General features: G+C 52.2%; 9 protein-coding genes, 2 tRNA genes, 3 rRNA genes and 1 riboswitch. Of the genes, 12 read left to right on the top strand and 2 right to left on the bottom strand.

Going from position 1 to position 15762, the window contains the following annotated elements; all coding sequences use genetic code 11:
• Nucleotides 1-298 precede the first annotated feature (298 nt).
• Nucleotides 299-1216, top strand: a complete 918-nt coding sequence (gene oxyR / locus WHR59_RS22735; protein ID WP_043018950.1) for a DNA-binding transcriptional regulator OxyR — start codon at nucleotides 299-301, stop codon at nucleotides 1214-1216.
• Here oxyR and sthA read toward each other — a convergent pair.
• Nucleotides 1199-2599, bottom strand: a complete 1401-nt coding sequence (sthA, locus tag WHR59_RS22730; protein WP_043018951.1) for a Si-specific NAD(P)(+) transhydrogenase — start codon at nucleotides 2597-2599, stop codon at nucleotides 1199-1201. The two genes, oxyR and sthA, sit on opposite strands and share 18 nt — an antisense overlap.
• 191 nt (nucleotides 2600-2790) lie before the next feature.
• Here sthA and fabR point away from each other — a divergent pair, with 191 nt between their 5' ends.
• On the top strand, nucleotides 2791-3426 hold the full coding sequence (fabR, locus tag WHR59_RS22725) for an HTH-type transcriptional repressor FabR (protein WP_003028862.1): 636 nt from the start codon (nucleotides 2791-2793) through the stop codon (nucleotides 3424-3426).
• Nucleotides 3427-3441: 15 nt separating this feature from the next.
• Nucleotides 3442-3801 carry a YijD family membrane protein gene (locus tag WHR59_RS22720; protein WP_003825114.1) on the top strand — a complete coding sequence of 120 codons (360 nt, stop codon included), beginning with the start codon at nucleotides 3442-3444 and terminating at the stop codon, nucleotides 3799-3801.
• Between the two features lie 45 nt (nucleotides 3802-3846).
• Here the strand turns inward: WHR59_RS22720 and trmA are convergent, their stop codons facing one another.
• Nucleotides 3847-4947: a tRNA (uridine(54)-C5)-methyltransferase TrmA gene (trmA, locus tag WHR59_RS22715; protein WP_043018952.1), complete on the bottom strand. Its 1101-nt coding sequence runs from the start codon at nucleotides 4945-4947 to the stop codon at nucleotides 3847-3849.
• A gap of 115 nt (nucleotides 4948-5062) precedes the next feature.
• Nucleotides 5063-5249: riboswitch (cobalamin riboswitch) on the top strand.
• 65 nt (nucleotides 5250-5314) lie between these two features.
• Between trmA and btuB the strand changes: the two genes are divergently transcribed.
• The 9 genes from btuB to birA all read left to right on the top strand — a co-directional run bounded on the left by btuB (nucleotide 5315) and on the right by birA (nucleotide 15733).
• Nucleotides 5315-7153, top strand: a complete 1839-nt coding sequence (gene btuB, locus WHR59_RS22710) for a TonB-dependent vitamin B12 receptor BtuB (protein ID WP_220771955.1) — start codon at nucleotides 5315-5317, stop codon at nucleotides 7151-7153.
• Entirely contained in the window at nucleotides 7098-7949 is an 852-nt protein-coding gene (murI, locus tag WHR59_RS22705; protein ID WP_043018954.1) for a glutamate racemase, read from the top strand. The genes btuB and murI overlap by 56 nt, the downstream gene beginning before the upstream one ends.
• A gap of 377 nt (nucleotides 7950-8326) precedes the next feature.
• A 16S ribosomal RNA gene (locus WHR59_RS22700) occupies nucleotides 8327-9866 on the top strand.
• Nucleotides 9867-9937: 71 nt separating this feature from the next.
• A tRNA-Ile gene (locus WHR59_RS22695) sits at nucleotides 9938-10014 on the top strand.
• 108 nt (nucleotides 10015-10122) lie between these two features.
• Nucleotides 10123-10198, top strand: a tRNA-Ala gene (locus tag WHR59_RS22690).
• A 213-nt stretch (nucleotides 10199-10411) separates the two neighbouring features.
• A 23S ribosomal RNA gene (locus tag WHR59_RS22685) occupies nucleotides 10412-13317 on the top strand.
• A gap of 96 nt (nucleotides 13318-13413) precedes the next feature.
• Nucleotides 13414-13529 (top strand): 5S ribosomal RNA (rrf, locus tag WHR59_RS22680).
• The 16S, 23S and 5S rRNA genes sit together here with 2 tRNA genes alongside, the layout of an rRNA operon.
• A gap of 216 nt (nucleotides 13530-13745) precedes the next feature.
• A complete protein-coding gene (gene murB / locus WHR59_RS22675) occupies nucleotides 13746-14774 on the top strand; it encodes a UDP-N-acetylmuramate dehydrogenase (protein ID WP_338843476.1) in 1029 nt (342 codons plus the stop codon).
• On the top strand, nucleotides 14771-15733 hold the full coding sequence (birA, locus tag WHR59_RS22670) for a bifunctional biotin--[acetyl-CoA-carboxylase] ligase/biotin operon repressor BirA (RefSeq protein ID WP_043018016.1): 963 nt from the start codon (nucleotides 14771-14773) through the stop codon (nucleotides 15731-15733). The genes murB and birA overlap by 4 nt, the downstream gene beginning before the upstream one ends.
• Nucleotides 15734-15762 lie beyond the last annotated feature (29 nt).

Raw genomic sequence — 15762 nt, 5'->3', positions numbered from 1 at the left:
CCTTTGTCTTTGTAAGCCTGATATGCGTAGCGCCATCAGGCAAACAGTTATCAGAGCCTGGCATTACGCCGGGCTTTTTTATGCAAAAAAAATGCGGACTCAAGGTCCGCAAAAGTTCACGTTGGCTTTAGTTATTTCGAGTATGAGAGAAACTCTCAAAACGGACAGTAGCTTCAAGGGTTAAAGGGGTACCGTTCCGTTTCTGTGGTGCATTATTAAACAGAAAGCTTGATAGGGATAATCGTTCGTTGCTATGCTACCTATCGCTACGAACTATCGTGGCGATGGAGGATGAATAATGAATATTCGTGATCTTGAATACCTGGTGGCGCTAGCCGAACATCGTCACTTCCGACGTGCGGCAGACTCCTGTCACGTTAGCCAGCCAACGCTGAGCGGACAGATCCGCAAGCTGGAAGATGAGCTTGGTGTCATGCTGCTGGAGCGTACGAGTCGCAAGGTGCTGTTCACTCAGGCAGGTCTACTGCTGGTGGATCAGGCGCGCACCGTGCTGCGCGAGGTCAAAGTGCTCAAGGAGATGGCAAGCCAACAGGGTGAGACAATGTCTGGCCCGCTGCATATTGGTTTGATCCCAACGGTGGGGCCATACCTGCTGCCGCATATTATCCCTATGTTGCACCAGACCTTTCCAAAACTGGAAATGTATCTTCATGAGGCGCAGACGCATCAGCTGTTGGCGCAACTGGATAGCGGTAAGCTCGACTGCGTCATCCTGGCGCTGGTGAAAGAGAGTGAGGCGTTCATCGAAGTACCATTATTTGATGAGCCTATGCTGCTGGCTATCTATGAAGATCACCCATGGGCAAACCGCGACTGTGTGCCGATGTCCGATCTGGCGGGTGAGAAATTGCTAATGCTGGAGGATGGCCACTGTCTGCGCGATCAGGCGATGGGCTTCTGCTTTGAAGCGGGCGCTGATGAGGATACTCATTTCCGGGCAACCAGCCTGGAAACGCTGCGCAACATGGTGGCGGCAGGCAGCGGTATTACCTTACTGCCTGCGCTGGCCGTGCCGCCGGAGCGTAAACGTGATGGCGTTGTCTATCTGCCCTGCATCAAGCCTGAACCGCGTCGCACGATTGGTCTGGTGTATCGTCCAGGCTCGCCGCTGCGCAGCCGTTATGAACAGCTGGCAGAGGCCATCCGTGGGTCAATGGATGGCCATTTCGACAGTGCGTTAAAAAAGGCGGTTTAAGCCATTTAGCGCCGCTACCCGATAGGCTTCTGCCATGGTTGGGTAGTTAAAGGTGGTGTTAACGAAGTATTCGATGGTGTTACCACCACCTTTTTGCTCCATTATCGCCTGACCGATGTGAATAATTTCGGCCGCGCGTTCCCCAAAGCAGTGGATCCCCAAAATCTCTTTGGTTTCGCGATGGAACAGGATCTTCAGCGTCCCGACACTCATACCCACGATTTGCGCACGTGCCAGATGTTTAAACTGGGCGCGGCCAACCTCGTAGGGAACTTTCATTGCCGTGAGCTGCTGTTCGGTTTTACCGACGGAGCTGATTTCCGGAATGGTATAAATCCCGGTCGGGATATCTTCAATCAGATGCGCGGTTGCTTCGCCTTTTACTAATGCCTGGGCGGCAATGCGTCCCTGATCGTAGGCCGCCGATGCCAGACTCGGATAGCCGATCACATCCCCTACGGCATACACGTGCGGCAGCGCCGTCTGGTACATGCTGTTGACCTTCAGCTGTCCGCGGCTGTCGGTTTTCAGACCAATATTTTCCAGCGCCAGCGAATCGGTATTACCGGTACGACCATTGGCGTACAGCAGGCAGTCAGCCTTCAGTTTCTTGCCAGATTTCAGGTGCATGATGACGCCGTCATCGCAACCTTCAATCTTCTCGTATTCTTCGTTGTGGCGAATGACCACACCGCTGTTCCAGAAGTGGTAAGAGAGCGAATCAGACATCTCTTGATCGAGGAACGCCAGCAGACGATCGCGGGTGTTGATTAAATCAACTTTGACGTCCATTCCGCGGAAGATCGACGCATATTCGCAGCCAATTACCCCCGCGCCATAAATCAAAACGTGGCGGGGTTCATGGTGCAGACTCAGGATAGAGTCGCTGTCATACACCCGGGGATGCGAGAAGTCGACGTCAACTGGGTGATATGGGCGTGAGCCGCAAGCGATAACGAACTTATCCGCGGTCAGTGTTTCCACCGTGCCGTCGTGGCATTCCAGGGCGATCGTGTGTTCATCAACAAAACGGGCATTTCCCTGCAAAATTTCGCAGTGGTTACGCTCGTAAAAGCCTTGCCGCATACGCGTTTGCTGATTAATAACGTTATCAGCGTGGTTGAGAATATCGGCGAAAGAAGAACGAAGGAGTCGGGAGTGGTCGCTGTAAAGTGGGTTCTGATTGAATTCAATAATACGGCTGACGGCGTGGCGGAGAGCTTTCGACGGGATGGTGCCCCAGTGGGTACAGCCTCCACCGACGTTATGATAGCGCTCAATCACCGCGACGCGCGCTCCTTGCTTAACCAGCCCCATTGCAGCGCCTTCGCCGCCGGGACCGGAACCTATTACTATTGCATCGTAATCGTAGGAATGTGACATGGTCAGGCTTACCTGTTCTTATACATAAAAGCAACAGAATAGTAACATCGTTGGCGAGATAACCCAATTATCGTTGTGCTTTTTTGCGAACCCGAAGCACAAACTGCGCGTAAACAATCATTCACAAAGCCATGCCAACCGCCTAATCTCTGGTATAGTGCCAGCAAGGTATGTGGAAGGATTCAGACATCGTGATGGGCGTTAGAGCGCAACAAAAAGAAAAAACCCGGCGTTCGCTGGTAGAAGCCGCATTTAGTCAACTCAGCGCTGAGCGTAGTTTTGCCAGCCTCAGTTTACGCGAAGTCGCTCGTGAAGCGGGCATAGCGCCAACCTCGTTTTATCGCCACTTCCGCGATGTGGATGAACTCGGCCTGACGATGGTGGACGAGAGCGGTCTGATGCTGCGTCAGTTGATGCGCCAGGCGCGTCAGCGTATCGCGAAGGGCGGGAGTGTGATCCGCACCTCGGTCTCAACATTTATGGAGTTCATCGGCAACAATCCCAACGCCTTCCGTTTATTATTGCGCGAGCGGTCTGGTACCTCCGCGGCGTTTCGTGCCGCAGTGGCTCGTGAAATTCAGCACTTCATTGCGGAACTTGCGGACTATCTGGAACTCGAAAACCATATGCCTCGTGCGTTTACTGAAGCGCAAGCCGAAGCCATGGTAACGATTGTGTTCAGCGCCGGGGCAGAAGCACTGGATGTTGGCGCCGAACAGCGTCGACAGCTGGAAGAGCGGCTGGTATTGCAACTGCGGATGATCGCCAAAGGCGCATTTTATTGGTACCGCCGTGAACAAGAGAAGATGACGCACCACTCCGAGTAACGAGAAGGACGAGCAATGAAACAGTCAGGTCAAGATAAAGGTACGCTGCTGCTGGCGCTGGTTGCTGGCTTATCGATTAATGGTACATTTGCGGCGCTGTTTAGCTCCATTGTGCCATTCTCAGTATTCCCGATTATTTCGCTGGTGCTGACGGTTTATTGTCTGCATCAACGCTATCAGAATCGCACCATGCCTGTGGGGCTACCGGGCCTGGCCGCCGCCTGTTTTATTCTCGGCGTTTTGTTGTACAGCACCGTAGTTCGCGCTGAATATCCGGATATTGGTTCTAACTTCTTCCCAGCGGTACTGTCGGTGATTCTGGTGTTCTGGATTGGCTTTAAGGTGCGTAACCGTAAACAGGAAATAGCGGAGTAATAGTTGTAGGCCGGGCAAGCGAAACGCCCCCGGCCAGCACATCACTTACTTTGCGGTCAGTAATACACCGCACTCCATATGGTGCGTGTACGGGAACTGATCGAACAGAGCCAGACGTGAAACATTGTGGGTCTGGCTTAACGTTTCTAGGTTCTTACACAATGTCTCCGGGTTGCAGGAGATGTACAGAATTCGCGGATACGCCTGCACCATTTTCTCCGTTTCGCTGTCCAGACCGCTGCGCGGTGGATCAACGAAAATGGTTTCACACTGGTAACTCTTCAGATCGATCCCCTGCAAACGGTTGAACTCGCGCACCCCGTTCATCGCCTGAGTAAACTCCTCGGCCGCCATGCGGATAATTTGTACATTATCAATATGGTTCGCCGCAATGTTGTACTGTGCAGCAGCCACAGATGGCTTGGCGATTTCAGTGGCCAGCACGCGGTTGAAGTTTTGTGCGAGGGCGAGAGAGAAATTGCCATTGCCGCAGTACAGCTCAAGCAGATCGCCTTTTGACCCCCTGGTGACATCAATCGCCCATTCCAGCATCTGAATATTCATGGCGGCATTCGGCTGGGTGAAGCTGTTCTCAACCTGACGATAGATAATCTCTTTACCCGCAACCGGCAAGCGTTCGTCAATGTAGTCCTGGTCCAGTTCGATTTTGGTTTTAGTTGCCCGGCCAATCAGATGCACGTTCAGGTTTTGCGCCCGCAGCGCATCCCGCAGCGCTTCGGCTTCCTGACGCCATTCATCATCCAGCTTTTTATGGTACAGCATCGATACCACCGCCTGATCGCTCAGGGTTGTGAGGTAATCAATCTGGAACAGTTTGTGGCGCAGGACGCGGTTATTGCGTACCCCTTCGATCATTGCCGTCATCAGCGTGTTGATAAGCTCGCTGGCCGCCGGGAAGCTGTCGACACGAATACGGTTTTTGGTCTGGCTGTCGAACATGATGTGGTACAGGTCATCCCCGTCATGCCACAGACGAAATTCCGCGCGCATACGGTAGTGGCTGACCGGCGAGCGAAACACTTCCGGAGCCTGTGCATAAAATGGCGTCATTAAGCTCTGCAGACGCACTACTTTTTCAGCTAACTGGGCGTCGTACTGTTCTGTCGGAAGGTGTTCGGGGGTCATGATGCGTCCTGAAAAATAAAAGTACGCGGGGATTGTAGGGATTGCTCAACAGATGTCCAGTCATTGATGATTTTCGATATTGTGATACGCAGTCTGGACAGTGGGTTGTAACAAACTGTAGCATCCGTTTTCCGGTCCTGTGAGTTAAAAGGGAATCCAGTGTGAATCTGGAGCTGACGCGCAGCGGTAAGGAAGGTAGGAGATGAGCGCACCTGGTGCAGACACTGCGGCTTGCCGTGGGAAGTCATCATCTCTTTAAGTTGCCTCCAAGCCCGAAGACCTGCCGGCTAACGTCGCATCTGGCTTTCATCATCGCGTACTATCGGTGGGACCTGCGGCATCCTTCTTATATTGTGGATGCTTTACAATGATTAAAAAATCGCTGCTGTGCACGGCACTGTCCATCACGGCATTTTCTGGTTGGGCGCAGGACACTAGCCCAGATACTCTTGTCGTCACTGCCAACCGTTTTCAGCAGCCTCGTAGCGCAGTACTTGCTCCTATCACCGTTGTTACGCGTCAGGATATCGATCGCTGGCAATCCACCTCCGTGAATGATGTGCTTCGTCGCCTGCCCGGCGTCGATATCGCGCAAAGCGGCGGCATGGGACAAAACTCCTCAATTTTTATTCGTGGAACCAATTCCAGCCATGTACTGGTGCTGATTGACGGTGTGCGTCTGAACTTAGCGGGTGTGAGCGGATCTGCCGATCTCAGCCAGTTCCCTGTCTCGCTAGTACAACGTATCGAATACATCCGTGGGCCGCGTTCGGCGGTTTATGGTTCTGATGCGATTGGCGGCGTGGTGAATATCATTACCACGCGCGAAAAGCCGGGGACAGAACTTACGGCCGGTGTGGGGAGCAATGGGTATCAGAATTACGATGTCTCAACCCAACAGCAGCTCGGCGAAAATACGCGCGTCACGCTGATGGGTGATTATGCCTATACCAAAGGTTTTGATGTTGTAGCATACGGCAGCACCGGCTCTCAGGCTCAGCCCGATAAAGACGGTTTTTTAAGTAAGACGCTGTATGGCGCGCTGGAACACAACTTTTCCGATACATGGAGCGGGTTTGTTCGTGGCTATGGTTATGATAATCGTACGAATTACGACGCATATTACTCCCCTGGCTCGCCGCTCCTCGATACCCGAAAACTCTACAGCCAAAGCTGGGATGCCGGACTACGTTTTAATGGCGAGCTTATCCAGTCGCAGCTGGTTTCGAGCTATAGCCATAGCAAAGACTACAACTATGATCCGGATTATGGCCGCTATGACTCCTCGGCCACACTGGATGATATGAAGCAATATAATGTTCAGTGGTCCAACAGTATGGTGCTGGGGCACGGTAACGTAGGCGCAGGCGTCGACTGGCAAAAACAAACCACAACGCCAGGCACCGGGTATGTTACGGACGGTTACGATCAGCGTAATACGGGGCTCTATCTGACCGGGTTGCAGCAACTGGGCGACTTTACCTTTGAAGGCGCGGCGCGTAGCGATGACAACTCCGAGTTTGGACGTCATGGCACATGGCAAACCAGCGCCGGATGGGAGTTTATTGAGGGCTATCGCTTTATTGCGTCCTACGGTACATCTTACAAAGCGCCTAATCTTGGACAACTGCATGGTTATTACGGCAATTCGAACCTGGATCCTGAGCAAAGTAAGCAATGGGAAGGGGCGTTTGAAGGCTTAACGGCGGGCGTGAACTGGCGAGTTTCAGGGTATCGCAACGATATTGATGACATGATCGATTACGACCCGCATACCGAAAAATACTTTAACGAAGGCAAAGTACGCATTAAAGGTGTGGAAGCGACCGCAAACTTTGATACCGGTCCGCTGGCACATACGCTGAGCTACGATTATGTCGATTCGCGCAATGCGATTACGGACAAGCCGCTCGCGCGCCGTTCTAAACAGCAGGTGAAGTACCAGCTTGACTGGCAGGTCTATGATTTTGACTGGGGCCTGACGTATCACTACCTGGGAACGCGTTATGACACGGACTACGTAACCTACCAGCCGGTAAAAATGGGTGGGGTTAGCCTGTGGGATCTTGCCGTGTCATATCCAATCACCTCACAGCTGACAGTTCGTGGTAAAATCGCCAACCTGTTCGATAAAGATTACGAGACAGTTTATGGCTACGCAACTGCAGGACGGGAATACACCTTGTCTGGCAGCTACACCTTCTGATCCACGTCCCACCGTGCTGGTGTTTGATTCCGGTGTCGGTGGGTTGTCGGTCTATGACGAGATCCGGCGTCTTCTGCCGGATCTCCACTATATCTACGCTTTCGACAATGTCGCCTTTCCTTATGGAGAGAAGAGCGAGGAGTTTATCGTCGAACGTGTTGTTGAGATTGTGACTGCGGTCCAGCAGCGCTATCCCCTCTCTCTTGCTGTCATCGCGTGTAATACAGCAAGCACGGTGTCGCTTCCTGCGTTACGTGAGAAATTTGCCTTCCCGGTTGTGGGCGTGGTGCCTGCGATTAAACCGGCGGCGCGACTCACGGCGAATGGCGTAGTGGGGCTGCTGGCTACACGTGCAACGGTGAAGCGTTCGTATACTCACGAGTTGATTGCGCGATTTGCTAACGAATGTCAGATAGCGATGTTGGGTTCCGCCGAGCTGGTGGAACTGGCTGAAGCGAAGCTACACGGTGAAACAGTTTCTCTGGAAGAACTGCGCCGCATCCTGCGCCCTTGGCTGAGGATGACGGAACCACCTGACACGGTAGTGCTCGGCTGCACCCATTTCCCTCTATTACAGGAAGAACTTTTACAGGTACTGCCCGAGGGAACGCGGTTGGTGGATTCTGGTGCCGCAATTGCGCGTCGCACGGCCTGGTTATTAGAACATGAGGCGCCAGACGCAAAATCAACTGACGAGAATGTCGCATTCTGTATGGCAATGACCACAGAAGCCGAACAATTATTACCCGTACTGCAGCGTTATGGCTTTAAGTCGCTCGAAAAACTGGCGGTTTAGGTCGTTTTGGTGGAAAAGTAGGCACTCGGAAGATTATTTTAAATTTCCCCTTGTCAGCCTGAAATAACTCCCTATAATGCGCCTCCACTGACACGGAACAACGGATTACAAGCCGCCGGGTCAGCGGAGTTCCACTGAGAACTTCGAGGAGAAAAGCAAAAATAAATGCTTGACTCTGAATGAGGAAAACGTAATATACGGGACCTCGCGACAGAGCGCTAAAGCGCGTCACAACTGCTCTTTAACAATTTATCAGACAATCTGTGTGGGCACTCGAAGATACGGATTCTTAACGTCGCAAGACGAAAAATGAATACCAAGTCTCTGAGTGAACATACGTAATTCATTACGAAGTTTAATTCACGAGCATCAAACTTAAATTGAAGAGTTTGATCATGGCTCAGATTGAACGCTGGCGGCAGGCCTAACACATGCAAGTCGAACGGTAGCACAGAGAGCTTGCTCTCGGGTGACGAGTGGCGGACGGGTGAGTAATGTCTGGGAAACTGCCCGATGGAGGGGGATAACTACTGGAAACGGTAGCTAATACCGCATAACGTCGCAAGACCAAAGAGGGGGACCTTCGGGCCTCTTGCCATCGGATGTGCCCAGATGGGATTAGCTAGTAGGTGGGGTAACGGCTCACCTAGGCGACGATCCCTAGCTGGTCTGAGAGGATGACCAGCCACACTGGAACTGAGACACGGTCCAGACTCCTACGGGAGGCAGCAGTGGGGAATATTGCACAATGGGCGCAAGCCTGATGCAGCCATGCCGCGTGTATGAAGAAGGCCTTCGGGTTGTAAAGTACTTTCAGCGAGGAGGAAGGCATTAAGGTTAATAACCTTAGTGATTGACGTTACTCGCAGAAGAAGCACCGGCTAACTCCGTGCCAGCAGCCGCGGTAATACGGAGGGTGCAAGCGTTAATCGGAATTACTGGGCGTAAAGCGCACGCAGGCGGTCTGTCAAGTCGGATGTGAAATCCCCGGGCTCAACCTGGGAACTGCATCCGAAACTGGCAGGCTAGAGTCTTGTAGAGGGGGGTAGAATTCCAGGTGTAGCGGTGAAATGCGTAGAGATCTGGAGGAATACCGGTGGCGAAGGCGGCCCCCTGGACAAAGACTGACGCTCAGGTGCGAAAGCGTGGGGAGCAAACAGGATTAGATACCCTGGTAGTCCACGCCGTAAACGATGTCGACTTGGAGGTTGTGCCCTTGAGGCGTGGCTTCCGGAGCTAACGCGTTAAGTCGACCGCCTGGGGAGTACGGCCGCAAGGTTAAAACTCAAATGAATTGACGGGGGCCCGCACAAGCGGTGGAGCATGTGGTTTAATTCGATGCAACGCGAAGAACCTTACCTACTCTTGACATCCAGAGAACTTAGCAGAGATGCTTTGGTGCCTTCGGGAACTCTGAGACAGGTGCTGCATGGCTGTCGTCAGCTCGTGTTGTGAAATGTTGGGTTAAGTCCCGCAACGAGCGCAACCCTTATCCTTTGTTGCCAGCGGTTAGGCCGGGAACTCAAAGGAGACTGCCAGTGATAAACTGGAGGAAGGTGGGGATGACGTCAAGTCATCATGGCCCTTACGAGTAGGGCTACACACGTGCTACAATGGCATATACAAAGAGAAGCGACCTCGCGAGAGCAAGCGGACCTCATAAAGTATGTCGTAGTCCGGATTGGAGTCTGCAACTCGACTCCATGAAGTCGGAATCGCTAGTAATCGTGGATCAGAATGCCACGGTGAATACGTTCCCGGGCCTTGTACACACCGCCCGTCACACCATGGGAGTGGGTTGCAAAAGAAGTAGGTAGCTTAACCTTCGGGAGGGCGCTTACCACTTTGTGATTCATGACTGGGGTGAAGTCGTAACAAGGTAACCGTAGGGGAACCTGCGGTTGGATCACCTCCTTACCTTAAAGAAACGTTCTTTGTAGTGCTCACACAGATTGTCTGATGAAAATTAGCAGTAAGAAAATCTCTGCAGGCTTGTAGCTCAGGTGGTTAGAGCGCACCCCTGATAAGGGTGAGGTCGGTGGTTCAAGTCCACTCAGGCCTACCAAATTCGCCTCCGTGCTGTGTTACGGCGATGCTCGCATACTTCAGTATGCTTCGCACCACCGCGCCTTGCCCGGAAACGAATTAGGGTACAGAGATAAGTATTTACGATGGGGTTATAGCTCAGCTGGGAGAGCGCCTGCCTTGCACGCAGGAGGTCTGCGGTTCGATCCCGCATAGCTCCACCATCCTTTACTTACTGCAACAACACAAGAAAACTTCAGAGTGTACCTGAAAAGGTTCACTGCGAAGTTTTGCTCTTTAAAAATCTGGATCAAGCTGAAAATTGAAACGACACACTGTGTCTGTTCTCCGTAATAAGAACAGATAAGCGGTGTGTTCGAGTCTCTCAAATTTTCGCAGCACGATGATGAATCGAAAGAAACATCTTCGGGTTGTGAGGTTAAGCGACTAAGCGTACACGGTGGATGCCCTGGCAGTCAGAGGCGATGAAGGACGTGCTAATCTGCGATAAGCGTCGGTAAGGTGATATGAACCGTTATAACCGGCGATTTCCGAATGGGGAAACCCAGTGTGTTTCGACACACTATCATTACGTGAATACATAGCGTAATGAAGCGAACCGGGGGAACTGAAACATCTAAGTACCCCGAGGAAAAGAAATCAACCGAGATTCCCCCAGTAGCGGCGAGCGAACGGGGAGCAGCCCAGAGTCTGAATCAGCATGTGTGTTAGTGGAACGGTCTGGAAAGTCCGGCGATACAGGGTGATAGCCCCGTACACAAAAGTGCATATGTTGTGAACTCGAAGAGTAGGGCGGGACACGTGGTATCCTGTCTGAATATGGGGGGACCATCCTCCAAGGCTAAATACTCCTGACTGACCGATAGTGAACCAGTACCGTGAGGGAAAGGCGAAAAGAACCCCGGCGAGGGGAGTGAAAAAGAACCTGAAACCGTGTACGTACAAGCAGTGGGAGCCTCTTTATGGGGTGACTGCGTACCTTTTGTATAATGGGTCAGCGACTTATATTCTGTAGCAAGGTTAACCGAATAGGGGAGCCGAAGGGAAACCGAGTCTTAACTGGGCGTTAAGTTGCAGGGTATAGACCCGAAACCCGGTGATCTAGCCATGGGCAGGTTGAAGGTTGGGTAACACTAACTGGAGGACCGAACCGACTAATGTTGAAAAATTAGCGGATGACTTGTGGCTGGGGGTGAAAGGCCAATCAAACCGGGAGATAGCTGGTTCTCCCCGAAAGCTATTTAGGTAGCGCCTCGTGAATTCATCTTCGGGGGTAGAGCACTGTTTCGGCTAGGGGGTCATCCCGACTTACCAACCCGATGCAAACTGCGAATACCGAAGAATGTTATCACGGGAGACACACGGCGGGTGCTAACGTCCGTCGTGAAGAGGGAAACAACCCAGACCGCCAGCTAAGGTCCCAAAGTCATGGTTAAGTGGGAAACGATGTGGGAAGGCACAGACAGCCAGGATGTTGGCTTAGAAGCAGCCATCATTTAAAGAAAGCGTAATAGCTCACTGGTCGAGTCGGCCTGCGCGGAAGATGTAACGGGGCTAAACCATGCACCGAAGCTGCGGCAGCGACACTATGTGTTGTTGGGTAGGGGAGCGTTCTGTAAGCCGTTGAAGGTGTGTCGTGAGGCATGCTGGAGGTATCAGAAGTGCGAATGCTGACATAAGTAACGATAATGCGGGTGAAAAACCCGCACGCCGGAAGACCAAGGGTTCCTGTCCAACGTTAATCGGGGCAGGGTGAGTCGACCCCTAAGGCGAGGCCGAAAGGCGTAGTCGATGGGAAACAGGTTAATATTCCTGTACTTGGTGTTACTGCGAAGGGGGGACGGAGAAGGCTATGTTAGCCGGGCGACGGTTGTCCCGGTTTAAGCATGTAGGCGGAGGTTCCAGGTAAATCCGGTACCTTATTAACGCTGAGGTGTGATGACGAGGCACTACGGTGCTGAAGTAACAAATGCCCTGCTTCCAGGAAAAGCCTCTAAGCATCAGGTAACACGAAATCGTACCCCAAACCGACACAGGTGGTCAGGTAGAGAATACCAAGGCGCTTGAGAGAACTCGGGTGAAGGAACTAGGCAAAATGGTGCCGTAACTTCGGGAGAAGGCACGCTGATGGTAGGTGAAGTGACTTGCTCATGGAGCTGAAATCAGTCGAAGATACCAGCTGGCTGCAACTGTTTATTAAAAACACAGCACTGTGCAAACACGAAAGTGGACGTATACGGTGTGACGCCTGCCCGGTGCCGGAAGGTTAATTGATGGGGTTATCCGTAAGGAGAAGCTCTTGATCGAAGCCCCGGTAAACGGCGGCCGTAACTATAACGGTCCTAAGGTAGCGAAATTCCTTGTCGGGTAAGTTCCGACCTGCACGAATGGCGTAATGATGGCCAGGCTGTCTCCACCCGAGACTCAGTGAAATTGAACTCGCTGTGAAGATGCAGTGTACCCGCGGCAAGACGGAAAGACCCCGTGAACCTTTACTATAGCTTGACACTGAACACTGGTCCTTGATGTGTAGGATAGGTGGGAGGCTTTGAAGCGTGGACGCCAGTCTGCGTGGAGCCAACCTTGAAATACCACCCTTTAATGGCTGGTGTTCTAACGTAGACCCGTTACCCGGGTTGCGGACAGTGTCTGGTGGGTAGTTTGACTGGGGCGGTCTCCTCCTAAAGAGTAACGGAGGAGCACGAAGGTTAGCTAATCCTGGTCGGACATCAGGAGGTTAGTGCAAAGGCATAAGCTAGCTTGACTGCGAGAGTGACGGCTCGAGCAGGTGCGAAAGCAGGTCTTAGTGATCCGGTGGTTCTGAATGGAAGGGCCATCGCTCAACGGATAAAAGGTACTCCGGGGATAACAGGCTGATACCGCCCAAGAGTTCATATCGACGGCGGTGTTTGGCACCTCGATGTCGGCTCATCACATCCTGGGGCTGAAGTAGGTCCCAAGGGTATGGCTGTTCGCCATTTAAAGTGGTACGCGAGCTGGGTTTAGAACGTCGTGAGACAGTTCGGTCCCTATCTGCCGTGGGCGCTGGAGAATTGAGGGGGGCTGCTCCTAGTACGAGAGGACCGGAGTGGACGCATCACTGGTGTTCGGGTTGTCATGCCAATGGCATTGCCCGGTAGCTAAATGCGGAAGAGATAAGTGCTGAAAGCATCTAAGCACGAAACTTGCCCCGAGATGAGTTCTCCCTGAGACTTTAAGTCTCCTGAAGGAACGTTAAAGACTATGACGTTGATAGGTCGGGTGTGTAAGTGTAGCGATACATTGAGCTAACCGATACTAATGAACCGTGAGGCTTAACCTTACAACGCCGAAGATGTTTTGGCGGATTTGAGAAGATTTTCAGCCTGATACAGATTACATCGACATGCCCAAGAGGTGTGTTGATAAACAGAATTTGCCTGGCGGCTGTAGCGCGGTGGTCCCACCTGACCCCATGCCGAACTCAGAAGTGAAACGCCGTAGCGCCGATGGTAGTGTGGGGTCTCCCCATGCGAGAGTAGGGAACTGCCAGGCATCAAACAAGTGAAGAAGCCCATCCTGACGGATGGGCTTTTTTGCGTCTGTACGGAGTGAAACCCGCCGGACTGAACGTATTTTGCAGGCCTGATAAGCGCAGCGCATCAGGCACATCGCGGCGCCATCGGGTGCAAAGCAACATGCCTCCATAACACAAGCCATCCTGCGGCATATGCGGTAAACTAAGCGCGATTTTGCATCAGGAAAGCGTCTATGAATCACTCCCTTAAAGCCTGGAATACCTTCGGCATCGATCAACAAGCCAACGAACTTGTCTGCGCCGAAAATGAGCAACAATTATTGAATGCCTGGCAATCAGCCAAGGCATCACATCATCCAGTACTGATCTTGGGCGAGGGGAGTAACGTCCTGTTTCTTGATACCTTCTATGGAACGGTGATCGTCAACCGTATCAAGGGGATAGAGATTACTGAACAACCTGATGCGTGGCATTTACACGTAGGCGCGGGTGAAAACTGGCATCAGTTGGTGCGCTATGCGTTGGAACACAACATGCCTGGCCTGGAAAATTTGGCGCTTATCCCCGGCTGCGTGGGTTCATCGCCAATCCAGAATATTGGTGCCTATGGCGTAGAGCTGCAGCGCGTCTGTGAATACGTAGACTGCGTAGAGCTTTCGACCGGCAAACATCTGCGCGTTAACGCTGCAGAATGTCGATTTGGTTACCGTGACAGCATCTTCAAGCATGAGTACCAGGATCGTTTCGCTATTGTCGCCGTTGGTCTGCGCTTGCCTAAACAGTGGCAGCCTGTTTTGACTTACGGTGACCTGACGCGTCTGGATCCTGCCACCGTGACACCTCAGCAGATTTTTGACTCTGTTTGCCATATGCGCACGACAAAGCTGCCCGATCCAAAAGTGAACGGTAATGCAGGAAGCTTCTTTAAAAACCCGGTTGTCACCGCAGATATTGCGCAGGAGCTCCTGGCAAAATTCCCTACAGCGCCTCATTACCCGCAGGCCGATGGTTCTGTGAAACTGGCAGCTGGCTGGCTTATCGATCAGTGCCAGCTAAAAGGTATGCGCATTGGTGGCGCAGCGGTACATCAGCAGCAGGCACTCGTGCTGATCAATGCAGAGCATGCGACGAGTCAGGATGTGGTGCAACTTGCACATCACGTACGCCAAAAAGTCGGTGAGAAATTCAATGTCTGGCTCGAGCCAGAAGTCCGGTTTATTGGTCCGCAGGGTGAAGTGAATGCCGTGGAGATCGTTGCATGAAGGATAATACCGTCCCCCTGACGCTTATTTCATTATTGGCCGATGGCGAATTTCACTCCGGTGAGCAACTCGGCGAAAAGCTGGGAATGAGCCGTGCGGCAATTAATAAACATGTCCAGACGCTACGTGACTGGGGGGTTGATGTCTTTACGGTCCCTGGTAAAGGATACAGCTTACCTGAGCCTATCCAGCTTTTAGATTCATCGCGTATTTATTCTCAACTGGATGGCGGGAATATAACGGTCCTGCCAGTTATCGATTCAACCAATCAGTACCTGATGGACCGAATTGGTCAACTGCAGTCAGGGGATGCCTGCGTCGCTGAGTATCAGCATGCAGGTCGTGGTCGTCGTGGACGTAAATGGTTTTCTCCCTTTGGCGCCAATCTGTACCTTTCAATGTTCTGGCGACTGGAACAAGGACCGGCAGCCGCGATTGGCCTGAGCCTGGTGATTGGTATTGTCATGGCTGAGGTTTTGCGCGATCTGGGTGCGGATAAAGTCCGTGTAAAATGGCCCAACGATCTCTATTTACTCGACCGTAAACTGGCAGGGATTCTGGTTGAACTCACTGGTAAGACAGGCGATGCCGCGCAAATTGTTATTGGCGCGGGTATTAATATGTCTATGCGTCGGGTAGAAGAGAATGTGGTTAATCAAGGCTGGATTAACCTGCAGGAAGCGGGTATTAACATTGACCGCAATACTCTGGCTGCCCGGTTGATCCGCGAGCTGCGCGCTGCCCTGATACTGTTTGAGCATGAGGGCCTGGCGCCGTATCTGTCCCGCTGGAAGAAGCTGGACAACTTTATCGACCGTCCGGTAAAACTCATTATTGGCGATAAAGAAATATTTGGTATATCTCGTGGAATAGATGCGCAAGGCGCATTACTGCTTGAACAAAATGGCGTGATAAAACCCTGGATGGGTGGGGAAATATCGCTGAGAAGTGCTGAATAATAAGAAGGGGAGCTGAGGCTCCCCTTTTT

Source organism: Citrobacter europaeus (assembly GCF_037482245.1).
Lineage (GTDB): Bacteria > Pseudomonadota > Gammaproteobacteria > Enterobacterales > Enterobacteriaceae > Citrobacter > Citrobacter europaeus.
Note: the sequence above shows the minus strand (reverse complement) of the source record. Positions and strands in the feature narration are given on the sequence as shown.

Coding starts and splice junctions, on each gene's coding strand:
- oxyR (WP_043018950.1), top strand. CDS start 299: ATGAATATTCGTGATCTTGAATACCTGGTGGCGCTAGCCGAACATCGT.
- sthA (WP_043018951.1), bottom strand. CDS start 2,599: ATGTCACATTCCTACGATTACGATGCAATAGTAATAGGTTCCGGTCCC.
- WHR59_RS22720 (WP_003825114.1), top strand. CDS start 3,442: ATGAAACAGTCAGGTCAAGATAAAGGTACGCTGCTGCTGGCGCTGGTT.
- trmA (WP_043018952.1), bottom strand. CDS start 4,947: ATGACCCCCGAACACCTTCCGACAGAACAGTACGACGCCCAGTTAGCT.
- btuB (WP_220771955.1), top strand. CDS start 5,315: ATGATTAAAAAATCGCTGCTGTGCACGGCACTGTCCATCACGGCATTT.
- murI (WP_043018954.1), top strand. CDS start 7,098: ATGGCTACGCAACTGCAGGACGGGAATACACCTTGTCTGGCAGCTACA.
- murB (WP_338843476.1), top strand. CDS start 13,746: ATGAATCACTCCCTTAAAGCCTGGAATACCTTCGGCATCGATCAACAA.
- birA (WP_043018016.1), top strand. CDS start 14,771: ATGAAGGATAATACCGTCCCCCTGACGCTTATTTCATTATTGGCCGAT.